General features: G+C 52.8%; 15 protein-coding genes. 8 read left to right on the forward strand and 7 right to left on the reverse strand.

What is annotated here, in order from left to right; genetic code table 11:
• Positions 1–135: 135 nt before the first annotated feature.
• Entirely contained in the window at positions 136–9819 is a 9684-nt protein-coding gene (locus H6585_08625; protein ID MCB9448393.1) for a T9SS type A sorting domain-containing protein, read from the forward strand.
• 80 nt (positions 9820–9899) lie between these two features.
• On the opposite strand, the gene H6585_08630 is transcribed toward H6585_08625, so the two are convergent.
• Positions 9900–13205, reverse strand: coding sequence for a M4 family metallopeptidase (locus tag H6585_08630; protein MCB9448394.1), 3306 nt, complete (start codon positions 13203–13205; stop codon positions 9900–9902).
• Positions 13206–13664: 459 nt separating this feature from the next.
• Between H6585_08630 and der the strand changes: the two genes are divergently transcribed.
• Entirely contained in the window at positions 13665–14969 is a 1305-nt protein-coding gene (gene der, locus H6585_08635; protein ID MCB9448395.1) for a ribosome biogenesis GTPase Der, read from the forward strand.
• 311 nt (positions 14970–15280) lie between these two features.
• Complete coding sequence (locus H6585_08640; GenBank protein ID MCB9448396.1) at positions 15281–15688, forward strand: DUF393 domain-containing protein; 408 nt, start codon at positions 15281–15283, stop codon at positions 15686–15688.
• A 4-nt stretch (positions 15689–15692) separates the two neighbouring features.
• On the opposite strand, the gene H6585_08645 is transcribed toward H6585_08640, so the two are convergent.
• From H6585_08645 to gldA, 3 genes are all read right to left on the reverse strand, one after another.
• A complete protein-coding gene (locus tag H6585_08645; GenBank protein MCB9448397.1) occupies positions 15693–16859 on the reverse strand; it encodes a PLP-dependent transferase in 1167 nt (388 codons plus the stop codon).
• A gap of 20 nt (positions 16860–16879) precedes the next feature.
• Complete coding sequence (locus tag H6585_08650) at positions 16880–18148, reverse strand: methionine adenosyltransferase (GenBank protein MCB9448398.1); 1269 nt, start codon at positions 18146–18148, stop codon at positions 16880–16882.
• 93 nt (positions 18149–18241) lie between these two features.
• Positions 18242–19150, reverse strand: a complete 909-nt coding sequence (gldA, locus tag H6585_08655; protein MCB9448399.1) for a gliding motility-associated ABC transporter ATP-binding subunit GldA — start codon at positions 19148–19150, stop codon at positions 18242–18244.
• Between the two features lie 88 nt (positions 19151–19238).
• Between gldA and rsgA the strand changes: the two genes are divergently transcribed.
• The 3 genes from rsgA to H6585_08670 are packed head-to-tail and all read left to right on the forward strand — an operon-like array spanning position 19239 to position 20941.
• Positions 19239–20159, forward strand: coding sequence for a ribosome small subunit-dependent GTPase A (rsgA, locus tag H6585_08660; GenBank protein MCB9448400.1), 921 nt, complete (start codon positions 19239–19241; stop codon positions 20157–20159).
• Positions 20156–20608 carry a D-tyrosyl-tRNA(Tyr) deacylase gene (locus H6585_08665; GenBank protein ID MCB9448401.1) on the forward strand — a complete coding sequence of 151 codons (453 nt, stop codon included), beginning with the start codon at positions 20156–20158 and terminating at the stop codon, positions 20606–20608. Before rsgA ends, H6585_08665 begins: the two co-directional genes overlap by 4 nt.
• Before the next feature lie 3 nt (positions 20609–20611).
• A complete protein-coding gene (locus tag H6585_08670; GenBank protein ID MCB9448402.1) occupies positions 20612–20941 on the forward strand; it encodes a nucleotide pyrophosphohydrolase in 330 nt (109 codons plus the stop codon).
• A 145-nt stretch (positions 20942–21086) separates the two neighbouring features.
• Here H6585_08670 and H6585_08675 read toward each other — a convergent pair whose 3' ends face one another.
• From H6585_08675 to H6585_08685, 3 genes are all read right to left on the reverse strand, one after another.
• Entirely contained in the window at positions 21087–21812 is a 726-nt protein-coding gene (locus H6585_08675) for a dienelactone hydrolase family protein (GenBank protein ID MCB9448403.1), read from the reverse strand.
• Between the two features lie 91 nt (positions 21813–21903).
• Positions 21904–22155, reverse strand: a complete 252-nt coding sequence (atpC, locus tag H6585_08680) for an ATP synthase F1 subunit epsilon (GenBank protein ID MCB9448404.1) — start codon at positions 22153–22155, stop codon at positions 21904–21906.
• A 112-nt stretch (positions 22156–22267) separates the two neighbouring features.
• Positions 22268–23770: a F0F1 ATP synthase subunit beta gene (locus H6585_08685; protein ID MCB9448405.1), complete on the reverse strand. Its 1503-nt coding sequence runs from the start codon at positions 23768–23770 to the stop codon at positions 22268–22270.
• A 584-nt stretch (positions 23771–24354) separates the two neighbouring features.
• Between H6585_08685 and H6585_08690 the strand changes: the two genes are divergently transcribed.
• Both H6585_08690 and H6585_08695 read left to right on the forward strand, forming a co-directional pair.
• Positions 24355–25290 carry a bifunctional riboflavin kinase/FAD synthetase gene (locus tag H6585_08690; GenBank protein ID MCB9448406.1) on the forward strand — a complete coding sequence of 312 codons (936 nt, stop codon included), beginning with the start codon at positions 24355–24357 and terminating at the stop codon, positions 25288–25290.
• 7 nt (positions 25291–25297) lie between these two features.
• The gene (locus H6585_08695) at positions 25298–25909 is read left to right on the forward strand and encodes a leucine-rich repeat domain-containing protein (protein ID MCB9448407.1); all 612 of its coding nucleotides are present in this window, start codon (positions 25298–25300) and stop codon (positions 25907–25909) included.

Consider the following 25909-nt stretch of genomic DNA (forward strand, 5'->3'; position numbering starts at 1 on the left):
TGAATCCGGCTAAAAACCCTTGTAAAACGTAACAATCCGCGTAAATCACGTACAAATCCGTAAACACATTCCGCTAGACACCTGCGGAGTGTTGGAAGACCCGAAGATGAAAAGTTTGCGTCCATAGATATCGTTATGTGTAAAAAATACCTTTTATCCCTCCTTTCGTGTTTTGTCGGATTCGGAGCGTTGTACGCGCAAACCGGCCCCGGAGGTGTTGGTGATGCATCAACGAACATCGTTTGGCTGAGGGCCGACGATCTCTCTGCCAGCCCCGTGTCTGCCTGGTCAGATCAGTCGGGCAATGGCAATGACATGTCGCAGGGCAATGCCACCTATCAACCCACATGGGTGGATGGGGTTTTGAATGGCAAACCCGTGCTGCGCTTCGACGGTGCCAATGATGATCTGGATGGGCCCGCTACCAATACCCTTCTTGGCGGAGGCATAGATGACATTACCATCATCACTGTTTTTCGTACTTCCTCCTCTTCCAAGGGGTACCTTTCGGCATTGAAAAGAGATGGTGGTACCAGTTCGCTGTATTCCATTGACATCAATTCAAACGCCGGATCGGGTTCCGGAGGTTATGCCGGATACGTAACCAGGAATGACGCCAATTCAGCTCACAACTGGATTACTTACAACGGTGGGTACAATGATGGCGGTGGCCACATCCTGGTGGGATGGGTCAACGGTGCAAATAAAGAACTTTTCATGGACGGAACTTCCCGTGGTACCGATGCGAACGGGATGCAGAACATTTCCTCGAACACAGGATTGTTTACCATCGGCGGTTCGGCTGCTGCAAGCAACAACTACAACGGGGACGTGGCGGAATACATCATGTTCACCTCCGCCATCAATGATGCCCAACGCATCATTATCGAAAACTACCTGGCCTCCAAATACGGCCTCACCATTGCCAATGATTATTTTACCAGCGATGCTACACATTCCAATGAGCTGGCCGGTATCGGACAGGAAGATGCATCCAACATACACGCGGATGCCGAATCCGGGGGTGTCCTGGAGGTGAGTTCTCCCTCGGATTTGGGCGACGGTGAATACCTGCTCTTTGCACATGACAACGGTTCCATTGCCGCATGGACCACCACCGAGGCACCTCATGCAGGCGACAACATGCAACGCCTGACCCGCGAGTGGATCATGAATGAGACGGGTGATGTGGGTACGATCACCGTTACAGTGGACAATACGCTTCTTCCGGCACTCCCGGCTGAATATACCGATTACTACCTTCTGGTGGATGACGACGGGGATTTTTCCAGCGGCGCTACCGAATACCTGCTGAGTCCCGTTGGAGGCAGCGACTATCAAGCCACAGGTGTGGATGTAGCTGACGGAAGCTATGTCACCATCGCTGTGGTGCGGCCGGAGATCGACTTTACCATTACCGCCGATGACGATTTCGAAACGGCGGGCGCCGTCAATATTCAGGTTGAACTGAATTTCGCCATCAGCTCGGATGCAACGGCGGTCTTTACGGAGAACGGCGGAAGCACCGCCACATCCGGTGCATTGAATGATTACACCCTCTCTGCAGGTCCGGTTACCATATCGGCAGGTACCACCACAGCCAATATAACCCTTACCCTGAATGACGATGTGGACCTGGAAGATGACGAAACCGTGATCCTGGATCTCAGCGGACCCACTGTGGCCCAACTCGGAGATGACGTTCAGTTCACCTATACCATTCACGATGATGACAACCCGAGAAAAGTAGGATTCACCGCGGCGGGTTCTTCGGGCGATGAAAGTGTGAATCCGTTCAGTCTGACCGTGCAGAGTACCACTGCCAGCTCATCAGACATCACCGTGAACTATACCGTAACAGGTGGTACCGCCACCGGGGGAGGAGTTGACTATACCCTGGCCTCCGGCACCGCAACCATTCCGGGTGATAATTCGAGTATCTCCACCACCATCGATATTGCCATTAATGAAGATATTTTGGATGAGGTGGATGAGACCATCGAGATCACTTTATCCACGCCCGGCAATTGCAACCTGGATGCCGGGAATACAGTCTACACATACACCATAACAGATAACGACAATCCTCCGGTTGTCCAGTTTTCCTTCACCACAACCGATGCTTCTGAAGCGGTAAGCCCGGGGCAGGTGGAAGTGTCGTTATCCGGCATCACCGGGCAGGATGTTCAGGTTTCCTATACGGTGGCGGATGGTACGGCGACAGGAAGCGGATCGGATTATACCCTGGCAGATGGTACCCTGACCATTCCGGCGGGAAGCACATATGGTTACATCACACCAGTGATCGTGGACGACAGCAACATCGAGCCTTCCGAAACTTTTACCATCACTTTGTCTGCCGGTCCTACCAATGCAACGCTGGGTGCGAACACGGTGAACACCTATACCATAGGCGACAACGACGACACCGGATTCACCGGACCCGGAGGGGTGGGAAATGCAACCAACAATGTGTTGTGGCTGCAAGCCGATGACCTGTCTGCAAGCCCGGTTTCTTCCTGGGCGGATCAATCCGGTAACGCCAATGACATGAGTCAGGGCACAGGAGGTTATCAGCCGTTGTGGGTGGATGGCGTGATCAACGGCAGGCCCGTGATCCGTTTCGACGGCAGCGATGATGTGCTGAATGGCACAGCATCCAATACATTGCTGGGAGGCGCCATCGAAGACATCACTGTGCTCACGGTTTTCAGGACGTCCTCTACCTCCAGGGGATACCTGTCGCAGTTAAAACGTGATGGGGGTACCAGTTCCCTCTATTCCATCGATATCAACTCAACCGGGGGCAGTGCAAGCGCCGGGTATGCCGGTTTTCTAACCAGGGATGATGCCAATGCCAACCACTACTGGCTGGATTACAACGGGGGTTATAATGACGGTGATGGTCACATCCTGATAGGATGGGTGGATAACGCCAACCGGGAATTATTCATAGACGGTACCTCGCGCGGAACCGATGCCAACGGCATGCAAAGCGTATCCAGCAACACCGGGGCCTTCACCCTTGGCGGAACTTCATCCGGTGGAACCCCATACACCGGAGATGTAGGGGAGTACATCATTTATACCATGGCGTTGAACAGTGCCCAGCGAATCATTGTGGAGAATTACCTGTCATCCAAATACGACATTGCGGTGGCAAACGATTATTACAGTCACGATGTGTCGTATGAGGAAGACGTAGCGGGTATCGGCCGGGAAGATGCATCCAATGAACATACCGCTGCTCAGTCGGCCGGTATACTGAAGGTCTCAAGTCCATCCGGAATGGGTGACGGAGAGTACCTGTTGTTCGGTCATAACAATGGGTCAATTGCTTCATGGACCACCACGGAAGCCCCCAACTCGGGAACCAACATCCAACGTCTGGCCAGGGAATGGCAGGTAGATCAAACAGGAAATGTGGGTACCGTTACGGTTACCGTTGATTCCACATTGCTGCCCGCCCGCCCGTCCGAATACTCAGAGTATTTTCTTCTGGTGGATGGCAACGGTGATTTCAGCAGCGGTGCCACCCAGTACAAGATGAGCAATGTCAGCGGCGCCAACTTTGAAGCTTACGGTGTGACACTTGCCGACAACGATTACATTGCCATTGCGGTGAAGCGCCCGACCATAGGGTTCACACTTGCAAGTTCAGGAACCTTCGAACCCAATGGTCCCGCAACCGTGCAGGTTCAACTCAACATGGCGCTGGCCCATAACGTTACCGTTGACTATGCCGTCAATGGCAGCAGCACGGCAACCGGTGGAGGAGTGGATTACACCTTGTCGGCGGGAACCGTAACCATTACAGCAGGTAACACCACGGCCAACATCAACATTCCCCTGGTGGATGACATCCTGGTTGAGAATTCCGAAACGATCATCCTGGAACTTTCCAACCCTTCTTCGGGAATCACCCTCGGAACCAATACCACCCATACTTTCTCCATCAACGACGATGACAATGCGCGCAAGATCAACTTCACCGCATCGTCCTCTTCAGGTGCGGAAAGTGTGAATACGGTTACATTAACGGTACAGGCAACCACGGCCAGTTCATCCGATATCACGGTGGATTACAGCGTGACGGGCGGTACAGCCACCGGCGGGGGAACCGACTATACATTAACCAGCGGCACGGCCACCATCCCCGGCGATAACTCAAGCACTACCACCACATTCGATATCGCCATCAACGAAGATGTCCTGGATGAAGATGACGAAACCATCATCATTACCCTCACCAATCCCACCAACGGAAACCTGGCTGCCACCAACACATCCTACACCTACACCATTACGGACAATGACAATCCGCCGGTTGTTCAGTTCACCAGCACCACTACCAGTGCTTCGGAAGATACAAGTCCGGGAGCCATTGAGGTCAGTCTTTCCGCCCCATCAGGTCAGGATGTGGTCGTAAGTTATACCGTTGCCGATGGTACAGCCACGGGCGGTTATGTGGATTACTACCTGGCCGACGGCTCACTGACCATCCCCGCCGGAAGTTCCGTTGCCAATATAGGTCCGGTCATTGTTGACGATGCCAATGTGGAGGGAGGGGAAACATTCACGGTGACTTTATCCGCCGGTCCGACGGGCGCCACATTGGGTGCGAATACCACCAATACATATACCATCAGTGATAATGACAATGCGATGGGCTTCACAGGCCCGGGTGGCGTTGGTGATGAAGATGACAACGTGCTGTGGTTACGTGCCAGCGACCTGTCGGCAAGTCCGGTTTCATCCTGGACGGACAAGTCGGGAAACAGCAACGACATGAGCCAGGGAACAGGAGGATACCAACCCACATGGGTAAACAGCGTGATGAACGGACAACCGGTGATCCGGTTCGACGGCAGTGACGATGTGCTCAACGGGGCTGCCTCAAACACGTTGCTTGGAGGGGCAATTCAGGATGTTACCACTATCACGGCTTATCGTACAAGTTCCACACAACGAGGTTATTTATCGGCATTGAAGCGAGATGCCGGAACCAGTTCGCTCCTTTCCATCGACATCAACTCGAACGGAGGAAGTTCGAGCACCGGGTATGCGGGTTTCTTATCCAGGGATGATGCCAACGCGAGCCACCAATGGCTCAACTACAACGGTGGATATAACGATGGAAACGGTCACATCATGGTGGCATGGATTGATGATGCCAACCGTGAATTGTTTATGGATGGAACATCCCGCGGCACCGATGCCAACGGCATGCAAAGCGTATCCAGCAACAGCGGTACGTTCACCATAGGCGGGGCAGCATCCGGAAGTACCCCGTACAGTGGTGACGTAGGGGAGTATATCATATATACAAAAGCCCTGAATTCCGCGCAGCGTATCATTGTCGAGAACTACCTTTCATCCAAATTCGGAATTGCGGTCGCCACCGATGTATATAACAAGGAAGCCCTGAGTAAGTATGAGGTGGCTGGTATAGGTCGCGAGGATGTCAGCAATCAACACACCGCCGCCCAGTCGGCCGGTATTCTCAAGTTTTCAAGTGCTTCCGATCTGGGTGACGGTGAATACCTGTTGTTCGGTCATAACAACGGATCAGTGGCCTCATGGACCACCACTGAAGCACCCAACTCCGGTACCAACATCCAACGACTGGCCAGGGAATGGCAGATTGCGGAAACCGGCGATGTAGGTACCGTCACCATCACCGTGGATACGACTTTATTACCCGCCCGTCCTTCCGGCTATTCGGTATACACCGTACTTGTGGACGCCGATGGTAACTTCAGCAACGGCGCTACCCAGTACAAAATGACCCAGTCTTCCGGCGCCAACTTTACCGCCACGGGTGTGGATGTATCCGATGGCAATTTCGTGGCAATTGCTGTTGTTCGTCCGGTGATTCAATTCTCGAACACCATCAGCAGTACCTTCGAACCGAACGGGCCGGCCCTGGTTCCGGTTACCCTGAACTACGCCCTTCAGTCAAACGTTACGGTTGATTATACCATCACCGGGGGAACGGCAACGGGGGGAGGCACCGACTATGTTCTTTCCAACGGTACCCTGACCATCACCGCAGGTAATACTTCTGCCAATATCAGCATCACCCTGGTGGATGATATCGTATCGGAGTCGGATGAGACCATTACCCTTGCGCTGTCAAACCCCTCATCAGGTCTTGTTCTGGGCAGCAATGCATCCCATACGTTCACGATCAATGACGATGACAATGCCAGAAAGATCAGCTTCACTTCCACTTCTTCCTCGGGAGACGAAAGTGTTACCCCTGTAACGCTCACCGTTCAGGCTACTTCCCCGAGTTCGTCCGACATTACGGTTGACTACATTGTCAGCGGTGGTACGGCCACCGGAAGCGGCACGGATTACACGCTTGGATCCGGAACAGCAACCATTCCCGGGGATAACAGCACAACAACCATTACATTTGATGTGGCCATTGTGGATGATGGTGTGGATGAATCCGATGAAACAATCATCATCCAGTTGGTGAATCCGACCAACGGAAACCTGGCCGCATCCAATACAAGCTACACGTATACCATTCAGGACAACGATGCGGAACCTACGGTGGAGTTTGCCAGCACCACCACATCCAAATCGGAATCAGCAGGCACGATGAACATCGAGGTTGAGCTTTCGGCAACAAGCGGTCAGGATGTGACCGTAGACTACACTGTGGCAGACGTTTCGGCAACCGGTGGCGGAACGGATTACATATTGGCTGATGGAACACTGACCATTCCTGCAGGTGATGCAAGCGCCTACATTTCAGCCACCCTGATTGACGACGCGACGGTGGAAGGCCTGGAAGAATTTACCGTTACCCTGTCCAATCCCTCGGGAGCCACACTTGGCGGCAATACCGTAAACACGTGCTACATCACTGATGATGACAACGAAGGATACATAGGTCCGGGCGGTGTCGGTGATGCGAACAACAACGTGATCTGGCTGAGGGCGGATGACTTGTCTGCAAGTCCTGTTACATCCTGGTCCGATCAATCCGGTAACGGCAACGATGTGAGCCAGGGTACCGCCGCCAATCAACCTACCTGGGTGAACACCGTGGTGAATGGATTTCCCGTGGTCAGGTTTGATGGGGCGAATGATGTGCTGAATGGTCCTGCAACCAATGCGTTGATAGGTGCCAACCAGGATGATCTGACGGTGATCACAGTATTCCGGACTACGTCAACCGCACGCGGTTATCTCAGCACCCTCAAGCGAGATGCGGCCACCAGTACCCTGTTCGGGGTAGATATCAACTCGAACGGCGGAAGCGCAAGCTCCGGTTATGCTGGTATCCTCTCCAGGAATGATGCCAATAGCGCTCACAACTGGCTCACGTATAATGGAAGCTATAACAGCGGCACCGCACATATTCTCACGGGCCGGATTGAAGGTACGAGCAAGGAAGTTTTTATAGACGGAACCTCCAGGGGCTCTGATGCCAACGGATTGCAAAGTGTTTCCACCAATACGGGAGTGCTTACGATCGGAGGCGCTGCGTCCGCAAGTACACCCTACAACGGAGATGTAGCGGAATACATCATATATACCACGCCTTTGAATACCGCCCAGCGCATTATCGTGGATAACTACCTGGCAGCAAAATATGGTCTCACCATTGCCAATGATAAATACACCGAAGGTTCTTATTACTATGAAGTGGCGGGTATAGGAAGAGCCGATGCCTCCAATCTTCACAATGCCGCCCAGTCGGCAGGGATGTTTCTTGTGAACAATGCCAGCTCCCTGGGAGATGGCGACTACCTGCTCTTCGGCCATAACAATGGCGGAGTCGCCAGTTGGACCACCACGGAGGCACCCAATGCAGCTACAGAAAGGGTTGCACGGGAGTGGATGTTTGGTGAAACCAATGATGTAGGTACGATCAAGGTCACTGTGGACCTCTCATCTTTCGCAGCCATGCCCGGTGGTTACAATGCCTACCTGCTGATGATGGATACGGATGGTGACGGAGACTTCACCACTGGTACACCAACCTATTATCCGCTGTCACTCGTGAGCGGAAGTACCTATGAGGCAACCGGCGTGGATGTGGCCAGTAACTATTATGCCACCATAGGTGTGGTGCAGAACATTAGCCAAACTTCCGGGGATTTCGATGATGCCGGTACGTGGTTGTCCGGAATCGTGCCCGGTTCCGGTCAGGATGCGATCATTGACAACGGCGATGTGGTCACACTGACAGCCAATCAAACCGTAGGATCGGTGACCATCAATGGCACCGGTACACTCAACCTGGGTTCTTACACCCTCAGCATAGACAACGGTACCATATCCAACAGCGGAACATTCAATGCAGGCACAGGTACGGTGAGATACAATGCCAGTGCAGCGCAGTGTGTGAGCGGACTCACATACTACAACCTGATCCTGGGTGGCAGCGATACAAAAACATTGTGTGGTGATATCGCAGTAGGTCATGACCTCACCATCTCGTCCGGCGTGACCATGGACGTTTCCGGAAGCAATTATCAGGTGACGGTAGCCGGCAATTGGTCCAACAGCGGAACCTTCACATCACAGAGCGGTACGGTGACGTTCGACGGCGGCTCAAACCAGACATTGTCCGCCTCCACAACCGAAGCATTTAACAGCCTGGTGGTGAACAAAGGAGGCGGAGACCTCGTGCTCTCCAGAAGCATAAGCGTATCGGGCACATTGACGATGACCGCAGGTAATATCAACCTGGGGTCCTATGACCTCTCCATTGGTACTGCCGGTTCTATTTCCGGTGGAAGTTCCACCAGCTACATAGAAGCCAATAGTGTGGGCAAAGTGATCAAGTATTATGCGGCGGTTCCGGCTGCAACGGTTGACTTCCCTATCGGAGATGATGATGATTATTCACCGTTTTCATTCACACTGAATGACGGGACACTTGGCGGTGGTGCATGTGTATCCATCAACCTGCGGGATTCCAAACACCCGAATATGCCGGCAACCGTTACTTACATATCCAGGTACTGGACCGTGACACCAACCAATATATCCTGTAACGGCAGTTGCGATGCAGGACCGGGTGATATTGATTACGACATGAGTTACGTGTACACCAATGCCGACGTGAACGGGAACGAGGCCAATCTGTTGCCCATGAAGTATTCCGGTGGTGCATGGACCACGGATGGGAGTGTGACCGTGGCTACCAATACCCTCAGCTGGAGTGGTGTGACCTCATTCAGTGACATGTCCGGAGGTTTGGATGGGGATGTGCTTCCCATCGAATTGCTTAGCTTTTCAGCTGAGCCGGCAGAGAATATGGTGAACCTGACCTGGATCACAGCGTCGGAAATCAACAATGACTATTTCACGGTTGAACGGTCTGCGGATGGAAAAACCTTCCGGCCCGTGGCAAAAGTAGACGGTGCCGGTAACAGCAACCGGTTGCTGCAATACTTTACAAAGGATGAGGCCCCACTGCCCGGCATCTCTTATTACCGACTGAAGCAAACCGATTATAATGGTGAGGTCTCCTATTCCGCCATCGTTGCCGTTCAATTTGATAACGATAAGAATTCCATGGGGCCCGTTAACATACAGGTATATCCGAACCCGGTTCGTAGTGGCGAAAAGTTTTACTTGGCTTTCGACGGATTGAAAGGAGAGAAAGAAGTATTGATCGTGTTGGTGGATGCCTACGGTCATGAATTATATACCAAAGCAGTGGTAACCAACAACAAAGGTGGATTGCTGGAGGTGATCGATATACAGGGCAGGGTCTCACCCGGCATCTATTTTGTGATCGCCAGTTCGGAACAAACCATCGTGAACCGCAAAGTGGTGTTCAAGTAGTTGGCGCCATCGCATCCGATAAAAGAAAAAGCCTTCCGTCGACAGACGGAAGGCTTTTTCGTGAAAGAGGGTTCTGACGCTTACAACCCTTTCACAAGACGAATGACTTTCTGCGCCTGGGTGTCGGTAGCGATCAAGCGTACCATGTACACGCCGTCGGGCAGTGCGGTCAGGCTGATGGTGTGTGTGCCTGTTTGCAGGTTGCGTTTCACGATCACGGTCTCACCGATCAGGTTGATCACTTCCATCTGAAGGGTACCCTTGCCTTCGATGCTCAGGTTCACCTGATCACCGGCGGGGTTGGGGAAAAGCCTGAGGGCCACATCCTGGTCTAGCTGTGAGAGTCCTACATTCAGCACCGTCAGTGGTGAAGACTCACCGGTACAACCGTTACCGTCTGTCACCTTCACGGTGTACACGCCGTTCACGTTGGGAATGTAGGTATCGTTGGTAGCACCGCTGATCATGGCGCCATCACGGAACCACTGATAAGAATGTGTACCTGTAATACCCGAGATGATCAGGGTGCCGTTGCCATCCTGTGTGATGGTTGGGGTCGGCAGCGGGTTCACGCTGATGGATGTGCTGGTGTTGCCCGTGCATCCGCCGCTGGCGGTTACCGTTACACTGTAAGTGGTATTGGCAGTCGGGTTCACAGTAACAGTCTGGGTGGTTGCACCTGTAGACCATTGGTAAGCGGTATATCCGCTACCGGCATCCATGTTCACCGCATCGCCTGCACACACCGTTGAATTGTCTGCGGAGATGGTCGGGTTCACACCGTTGGGATCCACCGTAGCCACCACTTCCACGCGCTCGCTCACGCACTCCTTCTCCTGGATCTCCCAGTCGTAGAAATAGTAGTAGTATCCATCCGAACCGGCATTGGTACCTGTGATGGACACCACACCTCCTACATTGAGGGGGAAGGTACTGCCGGCATCATTCCGGTAGAGGTCCACGTCTGAAGGCGTGGTGGTCGGATCACCGGTACACTTGATGAAATAATTGGTACCGGGTTGCAGGTAGAAGTCGAGGGTCACGCGGCTCTCACCCGCAGGGATGGTAACGGTTTTGGAAGCATATACCGGACCGGTATCACTGCCTTGCAGCACCTCGATCAGGCGGTCGCCTGCGGTGTTGGCATACACCTTCACGGTGCGCAGGTATACCGATGAAGTTACATCGAAGAACAAACCGCGCAGGTCATTGGCGGTGAAATAGCCACCCGTACCGATGGTGTTATCGGCCGGTCCGCCTTTCACCTTTGCCTTCTCATCCACGGCCTCCACCCAGTAACTGGTGGTGTTGGACACCGAAGGTGAGTAGGTGCCACCGGTGTACAGCAGGGTGCCCCCGTTGGCAGCGTCGTACCAATTGTACTTGTTGCCTGAACCGGAAGCGGACAGGTTCACCGTACCTGAGCCACAGATCTGGTCGCCCTGGGTGGTGGGCGGACTGAGCAGGCTGATGGTCACATAAGACGTCTTGGTGTCGGTGTTTTGTCCATAGGCATTGGTAGCGGTCAGCTTCACGGTGAAGGTACCGCTGGCGGTGTAGGTGTGAGACGGGTTTTGTTGTGTGGAGGAAGCGCCGTCACCGAAATCCCATGCCCATGAAGTAGGGGCGAAGGTACTCTTGTCGGTGAACTGCACCTTGCCGTCGCAGCTGGCGGTTACGTCGGCCACGAAATCGGGTTCGGGGGCCACGTTGCACTGAACGGGATCACCCACACCCACTGCATACCATGCATTGGCGGTTTGCGCATACTCATTGGAGCAGTCGCCGTAGAGATCCTTGGCAGATTCCAGGGCGTAATAGCGGGCGTCGGAATAATCCGAGTTGGCGCCCAGGTAAACGGTCAGGTTGCGGAAGGAGATGTGTCCTGCCTTTTCAATACCGATGCCGGTTACATTATAGGAATCACCGTTGTCGTTTGATCCTGATTCACCTTCCGAGAGTACATAAAACCAGTGGTTCTGCACACCGCTGTTTGTGTGCACACCGCCGTTGTCGTTCGAGCTGGTTTCCCAATAGGTTCCTTTATAGGTATCGGGGTTGGAATAGGTATTCGGGTTGGAAAGGCTGCGGATGGCACCGATGTCGGCCCCCATCAGCCAGTCGGCTTTGCCGGGAGTGGCGTACCATTCCACGAGGGTTCCGAAGATGTCGCTGAAGGATTCGTTCAGGGCGCCTGATTCATAAGAGTAAACCAGGTTGGCACTTTCGGAAGTAACGCCGTGTCCCACTTCATGTGAACCGATGTCGATGGTGGTGAGCGGGTTGTTGTTGCCGTCGCCGTAGCGCATGTAGCTGCCGGTCCACTGGGCGTTGTTCCAGTTGCTGTCCCAATGCACATAACCGATCAGCTTGAGGCCGTTTCCGTCAATGCTGTTCTGGTTTTCCCGGTCTTTCAGGAAGTCGTACATCTTTTCGGCGGCGAGGTGCGCATTGGTGGCAGCATCATCCATGTTGGCCGTAGATGTCCAGTTGTTATCGGAATCGGTGAAGTCAACAGCGCCGCCGGTGGAGGTGCCGTTCTGGGCATTCATGGTTTGGATACCATTGCCGCGTCCGGTTTCACGCAGGCGGTAAGAGCCGTTGTAACTATCGGTGATGATGGTTTGCGTACCATCGTAGCGGGTGTTGGCAGAACCTGTGGCGTCTACCGAGTGGATCAGTTCATTCTTTGCAATGACCTTGCCGGTTTGGGCATCCACATAGATCTGTGCACGTGAATCGGGTTCCAACGACCAGATCTCGTAGCGGTAAGCCAGGCGGAATCCGTTGGTGGGATTGAAGTCGGGCGCCACGATCCACAGTTCGGCTTTGGGTTCGAAACTGAGATCGGGTTTTTCCAGGGCTTTTCTGAGGCTTTCCACTTCAGCCTTATCTTCCCACATGTACCTTTTACCTCCCACGAAATTAAGGGCATCGGAAAGGCTTTGTTCTTCGGAGATGGCGGGCACCACGTTCAGGTCCTTTACATCCATGAACAGTCCGTTCACAGAGCTGACCACACCGCCTTCGAGGTGGGCGCGGAACTCACCGCCCTGCACCGGGATGCCCTTGTACAGTTGCTGGTACTGGATGTGGGTCATGCCGATCCGGTCGGTCTTGGTCTTCACTTGTTGGAAATCGTCTTCGGGTCGGGCCGCCACGGTTGACATGACAGCTGCTTTGGGAGACTGTTGCTTGTGTCGTGCAGATGTACGATCAAATCGTACAAACAGGGGTTTGGATGACCTTTTCTGGTCGAGTCGGATGGTCTCCGCATCAGGGAGGATCGATGCTGCCGCCTGGCCGCTCAATACCTGCGCCTGAAGTCCTGTCCAATTGAGGAGAAATATAGCACACACTATTCCTCCTGCTACCTTTCTTTTCATAGAAGCAGAGTTTATTAATTAAGGTTCGTAAAGTGAATCACCTCCCGGGGAGTTCAGGTGATCGGATGAATAAAAAATTGAGAAAGCGTTAATTCAGAAGCCAAAAGATACAGAATTGTGAATCTAAAAACAATAAAAAAATTTTGAGAAACTTTAAAATTCAGTAATGAAAGTTCGAAAGTTCGTTTGTAACTCGTTGATATAGCTATTGTTTTGGCTATGTCGGTTTTAATATTCCAATCTACTTTCTGAAAATCAAAACCAGTGATTTATGTGGTATTCGTGCCCATCAGATCAAAGAATCGTGAATTCTTTGGCTTAAATACAAGGTGCAAGATTCTTTGGTGATTCGGTTGGGAATGTGACCCGCAAACCATCCGAAAGGTATGGTGGAAAAACAGAATGACACGGGATGAATCCCCTGGCTTTCCTTACATTTGCGCACGAATTGTACCTGATATGTCAAACATTGTTGCCATCGTAGGACGCCCGAATGTGGGCAAATCAACTTTTTTCAACCGCATGGTGGGAGGAAGAGACGCCATTGTAGATGAGGTCAGCGGCGTTACCCGCGACCGGCATTACGGCGTAGGTGAGTGGAATGGTAAGCGGTTCACCCTGATTGATACCGGTGGTTATGTGGTGGGATCCGATGACGTGTTTGAGGAAGAGATCCGCAAGCAGGTGACCGCCGCCATTGAAGAAGCTGACCTGATCATCTTTGTGGTGGATGTGGAAACCGGCATCACCGACATGGACAAGACCGTTGCCAACATGCTGCGCCAAAGCGAGCGGAAGGTCCTCCTTGCCGTGAACAAAGTAGATAACAGCATGCGTGTGAATGACGCTACCGAGTTTTATGCGTTGGGGCTGGGTGAATACCATTGTGTGTCGGCCATAAACGGCAGCGGCACCGGCGAACTGCTGGATGAAATGGCGTCGGAACTCAGCGATGAAGATCCGGATTCAAATTCCGAACTGCCCCGTTTCGCCATCGTTGGCCGGCCCAATGTGGGTAAGTCTTCACTGGTGAATGCCCTGCTGGGGGAAGACAGGCACATCGTAACGCCGGTAGCCGGAACCACGCGGGATGCCATCCACAGCCGGTACAACAAGTTCGGTTTTGATTTCATGCTGGTGGATACTGCCGGTTTGCGTAAGAAAGGAAAGGTGCACGAAGACCTGGAGTTTTATTCCGTCATGCGCACAGTGAGGGCCATCGAGAATTGCGACGTGTGTTTTTTGCTGCTGGATGCCCAGGAAGAATTCGGCGCCCAGGACATGAACATCTTCCGCCTCGCCCAACGCAACAAAAAGGGCATCGTAATCCTGGTCAACAAGTGGGACCTGGTGCAAAAAGACACCCATACGGCGCTCCAATACGAAAAGCTGATTAAGGAAAAGATCCAGCCGTTTACCGATGTCCCCATCCTGTTTATATCCGCACTCACCAAGCAGCGCATCATGGATGCCATGAAGATGGGTGTTCAGGTGTATGAGAACCGCCGCAAGAAGATCGCAACCTCCGTTCTGAACGAATGGATCGAACCCGTGCTGGAAAAATATCCCCCTCCGGCGGTGCGTGGATTGTATGTCAAAATCAAATATGTAACCCAGCTTCCGATCTTCACACCCACCTTTGCATTCTTCTGCAACCACCCGCAACACGTGAAAGACCCTTACAAAAGGTTCCTTGAAAACAGGCTCAGAGAGTCTTTTGATTTCACCGGAGTGCCGATCAATATCGTGTTCAGAAAGAAATAAATGCGTAATTTTTTTTGCTGGAAATACTTGACAGGTACAAATTCACGTTTTACTTTTACAAAGCAGTTTGAAACAAGTCAGTTCTTTTATTCTTTGAATTAAGTTAGAACTTCACAATACGAAGGGGCTCACTTCACAAGTCATGGTTACGGACGCAAATGGATGCACATCAACACTCTTACTTCCATTCTTGACTTAGGGCCCCTTTTTCTTTTTCAGCCCGGCAGGGCACAGAACCCCGTAAACCTTTACGGGGTTTTTTTATGTCCGGGCCGTATCTTCGCTCCCACGATCCCGGCCTTTCGCTTTCCATGGAACACCTACCTGACCATATCATTTTCTTTGACGGCCACTGTCACCTCTGTAGCGGCGCCGTGCAATGGATCCTGAAACGCGACAAACGCAGGGTGTTCTTCTTTGCACCCCTGCAGTCCGGCACCGCAGCTACACTTCTTCCGCCCGAGATGTCAGATCTGCAAAACATGGGTACGTTCGTATATGTCAGAAACGGAGTACTTCTCATCCGGTCAACGGCAGCACTCGCCATGCTGAATCAACTCGGTGGTATCTGGTCGGTGTTGTCCTGGCTGAAGGTTGTGCCCAGGCCCATCCGTGATGCCGCGTACAACCTCGTGGCACGCAACCGCTACAAATGGTTCGGTAAAAGGGAAGTTTGCATGATGCCCCAACCGGGGAATGCAGAACGGTTCCTGGATTAAAATGTCAGGCGATCTTGTCCAGCGCAGCTTTCAGATCTTCCCACAACGCATCCACATCTTCAAGTCCGACATACAGCCGCACCAAATTCAGGCGCAGGACCGGAGATGCATAGTTGGGTGATTCGGAGAGTACGCACAGCGGGTATACCAACGACTCATATCCGCCCCACGATGTGGCCAGCAGGAAATGATGCAGGTTGTTGCAGAATGTTTCCGTGTCTTCCACGCGCTCCGATTTAAGTGCGATCGAGAGCAGTCCGCTTCCGCTTTTCATCTGGCGTTTGGCCAGTTCATGCTGAGGATGACCGGGAAGGAACGGGTGATACACGGTTGCTACGGCGGGGTGGCCTTCCAATCGCTTCGCAAGCTCAAACGCAGACGCCGCACTCCGTTCCATGCGAAGAGGCAGGGTTCTCAGCCCGCGCAACATCATCCATGCATCATGGGGAGAAATGATGGCGCCGAGTGTCATGAACTCCGCGTTGAACATGCGCATGATGCGTTCTTTCGATCCGCACACCACACCGGCCACCACATCACTGTGACCGTTCAGGTATTTGGTTGCCGACTGCACCGTCATGTCAATGCCCATCCGTATGGGTTGCTGCAACAGGGGGGTGCAGTAGCTGTTGTCGCAGATGGTGGTGATGCCTTTTTCTTTTGCCAGCCGGGCCACTGCTTCCAGGTCCTGCAACTCGAAGGTGATCGAGTTCGGACTTTCCAGGTAGATTAGTTTGGTTTGCTCATTGATGGCTGCGGAGATCTGTGCGGTATCGGTGCCATCCGCCATGGTGGTGGTCACCCCGTATTGTACGAGGTATTTGTTCAGCAACTTGTTGGTCCAGCTGTAGGGCTTCTGCACACACACCACATGGTCACCGGCCTTTACCACCGACATGATGGCTGCTGCAATGGCAGCCGTTCCGCTGGAAAACACCAGTGCATCTTCGGCGCCGTCGAGGGCGGCCAGTTTGCTGCGAAGGATGGCAACGGTGGGGTTGTAGCCCCGGGTGTAGAAGGGTACTTCCAGTTCGCGTTGCAGTTCCGTGCGCATGGTAGCCACATCGGGGAATGCAAAGTTGGAAGACTGAAAAAGCGGGGGAGCAACCGCATTCAGATAATCTTCACGGTGCTCCCCCAGTTGGTTCAGGATGTAAGACAGATCATCCATCAATCCTTATGGTGCTATGTTTACAGGTTGAAGGCTTTCTTCACTTTGTCCTTATAGTCGATGTTCTCCCAGCTGAAGAACTCCACGTTGCGCTTGATTTTTTTGCCGTCGCGGACCAGCGCAATGGATTTCGTGTAGGGACCACGGCCGAAGTGACCGTATGCTGCGGTTTCCTGGAAGATGGGGTTCTTCAGTCCGAATCGCTTCACGATGGCTGCCGGACGCATATCGAACAACTTGGTCACCATGGCCGCCACTTCTCCGTCGGAGAGCACTTTGCCTTTGCTGTTCTTGGCTTTGCAGGTGCCATAAGTGTTCACGTAGATACCCACGGGTTGCGCCACGCCGATGGCATAAGCTACCTGAACAAGCACTTCATCAGCCACACCGCCGGCCACCAGGTTCTTGGCAATGTGCCTGCTGGCATAGGCTGCCGACCTGTCTACCTTGGAAGAGTCTTTGCCGGAAAACGCACCGCCTCCGTGTGCACCTTTTCCACCGTATGTATCTACGATGATCTTACGGCCGGTCAGACCGGTGTCGCCGTGCGGACCGCCGATCACGAACTTACCGGTGGGATTCACCAGCAACTTGTATTTCTTCTTGAACAATTTCTGCACGCGTGCGGGAAGCTTTTTGAGTACACGGGGGATCAGGATCGTTTCGATGTCCTTCTTGATCTTGTCCAGCATTTTCTTCTCCGTGTCGAAGTCGTCATGCTGGGTGGAGATCACGATCGTGTCTACATGCATGGGTTTGTTGTCATCGTCGTAAGCGATGGTCACCTGCGACTTGGAGTCGGGGCGGAGGTATTTCATCTGCTTGCCTTCGCGACGAATGGCTGCCAGCTCGATCAGGAGTTTGTGGGCCAGGTCCAGTGCAAGGGGCATGTAGTTGTCGGTTTCATTTGTGGCGTAACCGAACATCATTCCCTGGTCGCCGGCGCCCTGGTCTTCTTCTTTTTTGCGGACAACACCCTGGTTGATGTCGGGTGATTGTTCGTGGATCGCACTGATTACGCCGCATGATTCCGAGTCGAACATGTAATCGGACTTGGTGTAGCCGATCCTGTTCACCACATCACGGGCGATCTTCTGGGCATCGATATAACCCGATGTTTTTACCTCGCCGCTCAGCACAACGAGACCGGTCGTTACGAGCGTTTCGCAAGCAACTTTCGCGTTCTCGTCCTGCGCCAGGAAGGCATCCAGCAGGGCGTCGGAAATTTGATCGGAAACTTTATCCGGGTGTCCTTCGGAAACTGATTCGGATGTAAAAAGATAGGGCATAGTATTCAGATGGTTTGTTTGGTGAAAGGCAAATTTATGATAATCCTAGAATTTGCAAGGGGGATGGGTGAAAATGAAATGCAATGGAAAATGCTACTTCGTCAATTGTTGGAAGACCTCCTCCAGCTTGATCTCTTCTTTCTGCAGGGTGAGGATGGTGACCTTGTTCTCCACCGCGAACTGAAACAATACCGTGCGGAGATCCGCCTCGGCCGCAGATTCGATCCGGTATCTGCGCGTTGTTTCGCTGTGAATGGCTGAGATGCCGGGCAGCGCCTGGAGCGCATCCACGCTGATTTCCGCTTCAAACTCGATGGTAACCACCTGTCCTTTTCCGAGCCCTTCCTTCAGGTCTGATGCCGGTTTGTCGGCCACGATCTTTCCCCGGTTGATGATGATTACCCGGTCGCACATGGCTTCTACTTCCTGCATGATATGGGTGGATAGCATGACGCTTTTCTCAGCCCCCACGCGGCGGATCAGGTTCCGGATCTCGCGCAGCTGGTTCGGATCAAGGCCCGAGGTAGGTTCATCCAGGATCAGCACTTTGGGATCGTGGATCAGCGCCTGTGCCAGTCCGACCCGCTGCCGGTATCCCTTTGACAAGGCGCCGATCTTTTTGTGCTGTTCCAGTCCGAGGCCTGTGATCTCCACCATTTCATCCACCCGCTGCCGGATTTGTTTTCCTTTGAAGTGAAGTCCGCCGATGAACGCCAGGTACTCTTTCACATACATGTCGAGATACAGCGGATTGTGTTCGGGCAGGTAGCCTACATTCTTCCTCACTTCCAGGGACTGTTCCACCACGTCGTAGCCGCACACGTTCACGTCCCCTTCGGTTTGCGGGATGAAGCAGGTGATGATCTTCATCATGGTCGACTTACCCGCGCCGTTCGGTCCTAGAAATCCGACCACTTCCTTGCCGCCCACATCGAAGCTCACATTGTCGAGCGCTTTCTGCTCGCCGTACACTTTGGTGATGTTCCTTACCCGGATAGACATGTGACAAATGTACGTATTGCCTTCAGAGACGGCAAGGCCATCTTCGTCTCTTTGAAGAATTCCCCTACATTCGTGGTAACGATCGCACATGAAAGGCATTGTCATCAAATCAACCGGAAGCCGGTACCTTGTGGAAGATCCCGACGGGCATCTGCTCGACTGCCGGGTCAGGGGAAAAGTTCGCCTGGAAGAACGCGACACCACCAACCCGGTGGCCGTGGGCGATCACGTGGAGATCGAACAGAAAGGCGACGATTGGATCATCTCCACCATTTTTCCACGCACCAACTACATCGTGAGAAAAGCCACCAAGCTGTCGAGTCAGCGACACATCATCGCGGCCAACATCGACAGGGCCTACCTGGTGGTTACGCCGGCATTCCCGCGTACCAGCTTCGGGTTCATCGACCGGTTCCTGGTGACGGCAGAGGCTTATCATATCCCCGTTACCCTGATCTTCAACAAGGCCGACCTGTTCCGGGAAGGCGATGCGGTGGAAGTGCTGGAGGAAATGAAGCAGGTGTATGAAGCCATCGGCTATCCGTGCCTGGTTGTTTCTGCATACAACGAAAAAGATGTACAGATACTGCGGGAGCAGATGCAGCACCGGACACAACTGATGAGCGGGCACTCGGGCGTGGGCAAATCCACCCTGATCAAAGCCCTTGAACCCCGGTTGGACCTGGTCACCAAAGAAATATCTCCCTTCCACCTGAAAGGACAACACGCCACTACCTTTGCCGAAATGCACAGGGTGACCGGCGGTGGATATATCATTGACACACCAGGCATCAAAGAACTGGGACTGGTGGACATTCCCCGGGATGAGATCTCCCATTACTTTGTGGAAATGCGTGCCCTGCTACCGGGATGCAGGTTCAACAACTGCATGCATGTGAATGAACCCGGATGTGCTGTGCTGGAAGCCGTAAAGAACGATATGGTGACGCCCACCCGGTACCAAAGTTACCTGGGCATGCTGGAAGAAACCGAAAACCTACAAAAATGAGGGTGTTGATTCAACGGGTATCGGAAGCTTCGGTCACCATCGAAGGGCGGGTACACGGTTCCATCGGAAAAGGTGTGCTGGTGCTGGTGGGAATAGAAGAGGCCGATACGGAGGAAGATGCCGACTGGCTGGCGGGGAAGGTAACGAGGTTGCGGATCTTCCCGGACGCGGAAGGGGTGATGAACGTGAGCTTGTCGGATGCCGGTGGTGGCGCCCTGGTGGTGAGTCAGTTCACCTTGCATGCCAGCACGAAGAAAGGCAACCTCCCGTCGTACATCAAAGCCGCCCGGCCCGAACATGCCATTCCCCTGTACGAGTACTTCGTGCGGCAGCTGAAGCAGGAAGGGATATCGGATGTGCAGACCGGCGTGTTCGGAGCAGATATGAAGGTAGCGCTGATCAATGACGGTCCTGTCACCATCTGGATTGACAGCCGGAACAAAGAATAAGAAATGACACTGGAAGAAGCACAAAAGAAGGTAGACGAATGGATCCGGACCGTAGGTGTCCGTTACTTCAGCGAACTCACCAACATGGCCGTTCTGACTGAGGAAGTGGGGGAACTGGCCCGCATCATGGCCCGCAAATACGGCGACCAGAGTTTCAAATCAGGAGAGGCGGAAGACCCGGCGCCGGAAATGGCAGATGTGTTGTTTGTGCTGATCTGCCTCGCCAACCAAACCGGCGTGAACCTGACCGAGGCGCTGGAAGCATCCCTGGAAAAGAAAACCAACCGGGATGCAAACCGGCACAAAGAGAACCCGAAGTTGAAGGATGTTTGAAGCCACGAAGGCGCAAAGGCTCAAAGAGAATAATGGGGTTTTATCCGGTGTTTCCGCACTTGGGTAATAAACACTGAACCGGCTTACCGACAACACCCACCACTTTCTTCGCGTCTTTGTGCCTTTGTGGCAATATCCCTCCAGCCTAGAAGGATGACTCCTTGTTCTTGAGTTTCGACAAAAACCGGATCAACGACATCCAGCATTCCTGCTGACTTTCGCATGTTTTCCACAGGGCCCTTGAGCCATGCATGCCTTCTCTGCCGGGGGTGAACTGGGTGCGTTTGCTTTCCGGTACCTGGCTGACCAGGTTGCGCACATGATCGCTTTCGCCTTTGGTGGAAGCCACGAATACGGGTTTGTCGAGGTGGCTGATGGCTTGTTTTACATTCAGTTTGTCGCCGAAATATTCGCCCGGACTGAAGGCGATCACCGCTTCCACCAACTCGTTCTCGCTGGCGATCTTCAACGCCAGGGATGCTGAATAGGAGCTGCCGAAGAGGATCACGGGTTGACCGGCCAGGTGGCTCAGGTATTCAACGCCCGCGAGCATGTCCTGTTCGGCATCGAGGTATTCAGTGGGCAGGTTTTTGGCGGCAGCCTTTTTGGCGGTTTCGTTCTCTACGCCATTTACGGCACCCCCTGACCGGAGGTCGATGGCCAGGCAGTTGTAGCCGAGTTTGTTCAGTCGTTCGGCGGTAACCACATATTCACCCCTGCTGTAACCGGCCTGGTGGCATAGCAGGATATAAGGTGCATGCGGATCGATCTGATAAAGATCTCCCGTGATCTCCAATCCGTCTTTGGAAGGAAAATGAACTTCTTTCTTTTCAGAGGTGGGCAAACCGGCAGCCACGGAGAAAGCTGCCATCAACAACAAATATTTCATCAGGACGCATTTGATGAACACGCCCTGCAGGGTTCATCCTGAAGGGCATATTGCGGTATCCGACAATCTTCGGTTACTGCTTTGCGGCTGATTCTGCGAGTACGGTGATGTTGTTGTTCAGAACTTCGACGACGCCTCCAGTGATCTCAAAGGATTTCTCCTTCTGATCCTCACCGATCAACCGAACCTTTCCTACCGACAAGGTGGAGATGATGGGTGCGTGGTTTTTCAGGACCTGGAACCTGCCTTGGGCGCCAGGAACCTCAACCATGGTAACGTTGCCGCTAAACAGGTTTGCATCCGGGGTGACTATGTCTAAATGCATTTTTTTCTTTTGTTACCCGACTGCAATCTGACTCGGCTTGATCAGCTATAAAGCCGTATCCTCAGCAAACTACAGCGGGAAGGTACAAAACTTCGCTGTTCGGCGCAACTTATTATTTGGTGTCGGCCAGCATTTTCTTTCCTTTCTCGATGGCCTCTTCGATGGTTCCAACCAGGTTGAATGCAGCTTCGGGATATTCATCCACTTCACCGTCCAATATCATGTTGAAGCCTTTGATGGTGTCTTCGATGCTCACGAACACACCTTTCAGACCGGTGAACTGCTCGGCCACGTGGAAGGGCTGGGAGAGGAAGCGTTGTACGCGGCGTGCGCGGTGTACAACGAGTTTGTCTTCTTCTGAAAGTTCGTCCATACCCAGGATCGCGATGATGTCCTGCAGTTCTTTGTTGCGTTGCAGGATCTCGATCACGCGCTGGGCGGTACCGTAATGTTCTTGTCCGACAACCGCAGGCGACAGGATACGCGAGGTGGAATCCAACGGATCCACCGCGGGGTAAATACCCAGCTCGGCAATCTTACGGCTCAATACCGTGGTGGCATCCAAGTGAGCGAATGTGGTTGCGGGAGCGGGGTCGGTCAAGTCATCCGCAGGTACGTATACCGCCTGTACGGATGTGATGGAACCACGCTTGGTGGAGGTGATGCGTTCCTGCATCAGACCCATTTCAGTAGCCAGTGTAGGCTGGTAACCTACGGCAGAAGGCATACGACCCAGGAGGGCGGATACTTCGGAACCGGCCTGTGTGAAACGGAAAATGTTGTCGATGAAGAAGAGGATGTCTTTACCGCCGCCTTGCTCGTCGCCGTCGCGGAAGTATTCTGCCATGGTCAAACCTGACAGGGCCACACGTGCACGTGCACCGGGAGGCTCGTTCATCTGTCCGAATACCAGGGTAGCCTGTGATTTGGAGAGTTCTTCCTTGTCTACTTTGGATAGATCCCAGCCGCCTTTTTCCATGTCTTCCTGGAAAGCTTCACCGTATTTGATAACGCCTGACTCGATCATTTCACGAAGCAGGTCGTTTCCTTCACGTGTACGTTCACCCACACCGGCAAATACCGACAGACCGGCATAACCTTTGGCGATGTTGTTGATCAGCTCCATGATCAATACGGTTTTGCCCACACCGGCACCTCCGAACAATCCGATCTTACCTCCTTTTGAGTAGGGCTCGATCAGGTCGATCACCTTGATACCTGTGAAAAGTACTTCAGTGCTGGTGGTGAGGTCTTCGAACTTGGGTGGCTGACGGTGGATGGAATAACCGTTGTCCTTGGTGGTGCTTCCGATGCCGTCGATGGCCTCGCCCACTACGTTGAACAGACGTCCTTTGATTTGCTCTCCCACCGGCATGGTGATCGGGCTTCCGGTCGCTACAACCGGCATGCCGCGTACCAGACCATCGGTAGAATCCATGGCGATGGCGCGCACGGTGTCTTCACCGACGTGCTGCTGACATTCCATTACAATCGTCTGTCCGTTTTCATTGGTGACTTCCAACGCATCCAGGATGTTCGGCAGCTTTCCGCCTTCCGTTTCAAAGCTAATGTCTACAACCGGTCCGATTACCTGGGTGATTTTTCCGTTACTGATGGCCATTCTGTCTGTATTTTTTGTGGGCTCTATTGTGAAATTTTGCGCGAATTTACCACTATTTGTAGAATTTGGAAAGGATAGGGGGGAATAAATTACGAATGACGAATTATGAATGACGAATGGGGCAATAAGAGTCTCAAGTCGTGAGTCTCAAGTTGGCAAAAGGGAATTGGGTTTGGAGTTTGTGGTTTGTAGTTGTTCTGCCATGCGAGAACTGCTTAGCATCTGAGTCCAGTGTCTATCTTCGATTGTCCCACACCAACGTTGTGGCGTTCCTATGGAACATAATATGTACCTAATGTTTGATGATCTCTTCAAGGCGAATCCTGCTCCATCGGAGCAGCACATTGGTGGCATGCACGTCCATGCGAAAGGAAGCGTGCCGTGGGTACGCCGCAATGAGTCGCAAGTCTCAGGTTGTATGTCGGTTCGCACGTGCGGCATGGTTTCTACGGAGCGTAACCACAAACTACAAACCACAAACAACAAACCTCCAAGTGTTTTTTAGTATTTTTGACGGCGGCTGAAAACGGTTCGTTACATTCGCCCGTTGGATATCAACCCGCCGCCCTTATTCGGAATTGAAAGTATACAGAAGCATTGAATCCTTTGAGGTGAAAGGCCCCAAGGTGGTGACGCTGGGCACCTTTGACGGTGTGCATTCAGGGCACCGGAAGATCCTCAACAGGCTGCGGCAGATCAGCCGTCAGCAGAACATGCCGAGTGTGTTGCTGACGTTCTTCCCTCACCCCAGGATGGTATTGCAAAACAAACAAAGCGACCTGAAGTTGCTCAATACCCTCGATGAAAAGATTGCCTTGCTGGAATCCGAACAACTGGATCACCTGATTATCCATCCATTCACCCTTGAGTTTTCCCGTATGTCACACACCGAATTTGTGCGTGAAATGCTGGTGAACCGGATAGGAGTTAAAAAACTGGTTGTCGGCTACAACCACCAGTTCGGGAGGAACCGCGAAGGCAGCTTTGAGCAATTGAAAGAACTGTCCCAAACCTTCGAATTTGACGTGGAGGAAATTCCCGCGGAAGACATCGATGAGGTGATTGTAAGTTCAACCAAAATCAGGGAAGCCCTGATGGAAGGACAACTCAAGGTGGCCAACCTCTACCTGGGGTATGATTACCAGCTGTCGGGAAAAGTGGTGGCAGGAGACCGGATCGGGCGGTCCATCGGGTTTCCCACCGCCAACATACAAATCGGTGACCCCAACAAACTCATCCCGGCCAACGGGGTATACGCAGTTACCGTTCAGGTGGAGGATACCTGGTACAATGGCATGCTGAACATAGGCAACCGGCCCACGGTAAAGGGACAGGAACAGAGGGTGGAAGTGCACATTTTTGACTTTCAGCGTTCTATTTACGACCTTGAAGTGGTAATCAGGCTGAAGGAAAAGATCCGGAATGAAAAGGATTTCGGTGATCTGACCGCGCTGACAAGCCAGTTGAGATCCGATAAGGAAAAAGCGCTGAAAGTATTGGCAGATGAAACTTGATGTTGCTATGAACAAGAACCGGTTCAGGATGTTATGGGTGGTTTGCGGACTGCAATTCTTCTTCTGGAATGCTGTAGCACAACCTTTGGATTCTGCTGCAACGGCTCAGTTGCCTTTGTTCACGAGCCTGTCTGAGGCAATGAAAGACCCCGGCTCGGTGTACCGCCTTTCCCTCCGGAAAAACAAGCTGGATACATTTCCATCCCAGATATTTTCCTTCCCCAACCTGCAGGAACTGGACCTGAGCCGCAACAAAATCAGGGAAATTCCGCGCCGCATTGCTGAATTACAAAACCTGGAGAAGCTCAACCTTACTAACAACAAAATCGATGAACTTCCCGCAGAGCTGGGACTGCTCATTCACCTGAAAGAGTTTCGCGCCGCACGCAACTATATTGAAAAGATTCCACCCGAAATGGGCAAGCTGGAACAACTGGAAGTACTGGACATCTGGGACAACGAGATCACCACCTTCCCTGATGAGTTGCGCAACCTGAAAAGCCTGAAATACCTTGATCTTCGTGCCATCCTCATCCCGGAAGATGAACAAACGCGCATCAGGGGTATGCTGCCCGGCGTTGATATTTATATGTCGCCGGCGTGCCAGTGCAAGTGGTAG

The organism is Flavobacteriales bacterium (assembly GCA_020635855.1).
GTDB lineage: Bacteria > Bacteroidota > Bacteroidia > JACJYZ01 > JACJYZ01 > JACJYZ01.

What these genes read in the sequence shown, in the direction of transcription:
- H6585_08625 (MCB9448393.1), top strand. Translation starts at nt 136, where the DNA reads ATGTGTAAAAAATACCTTTTATCCCTCCTTTCGTGTTTTGTCGGATTC.
- H6585_08630 (MCB9448394.1), bottom strand. Translation starts at nt 13,205, where the DNA reads ATGAAAAGAAAGGTAGCAGGAGGAATAGTGTGTGCTATATTTCTCCTC.
- der (MCB9448395.1), top strand. Translation starts at nt 13,665, where the DNA reads ATGTCAAACATTGTTGCCATCGTAGGACGCCCGAATGTGGGCAAATCA.
- H6585_08640 (MCB9448396.1), top strand. Translation starts at nt 15,281, where the DNA reads ATGGAACACCTACCTGACCATATCATTTTCTTTGACGGCCACTGTCAC.
- H6585_08645 (MCB9448397.1), bottom strand. Translation starts at nt 16,859, where the DNA reads ATGGATGATCTGTCTTACATCCTGAACCAACTGGGGGAGCACCGTGAA.
- H6585_08650 (MCB9448398.1), bottom strand. Translation starts at nt 18,148, where the DNA reads ATGCCCTATCTTTTTACATCCGAATCAGTTTCCGAAGGACACCCGGAT.
- gldA (MCB9448399.1), bottom strand. Translation starts at nt 19,150, where the DNA reads ATGTCTATCCGGGTAAGGAACATCACCAAAGTGTACGGCGAGCAGAAA.
- rsgA (MCB9448400.1), top strand. Translation starts at nt 19,239, where the DNA reads ATGAAAGGCATTGTCATCAAATCAACCGGAAGCCGGTACCTTGTGGAA.
- H6585_08665 (MCB9448401.1), top strand. Translation starts at nt 20,156, where the DNA reads ATGAGGGTGTTGATTCAACGGGTATCGGAAGCTTCGGTCACCATCGAA.
- H6585_08670 (MCB9448402.1), top strand. Translation starts at nt 20,612, where the DNA reads ATGACACTGGAAGAAGCACAAAAGAAGGTAGACGAATGGATCCGGACC.
- H6585_08675 (MCB9448403.1), bottom strand. Translation starts at nt 21,812, where the DNA reads ATGGCAGCTTTCTCCGTGGCTGCCGGTTTGCCCACCTCTGAAAAGAAA.
- atpC (MCB9448404.1), bottom strand. Translation starts at nt 22,155, where the DNA reads ATGCATTTAGACATAGTCACCCCGGATGCAAACCTGTTTAGCGGCAAC.
- H6585_08695 (MCB9448407.1), top strand. Translation starts at nt 25,298, where the DNA reads ATGAACAAGAACCGGTTCAGGATGTTATGGGTGGTTTGCGGACTGCAA.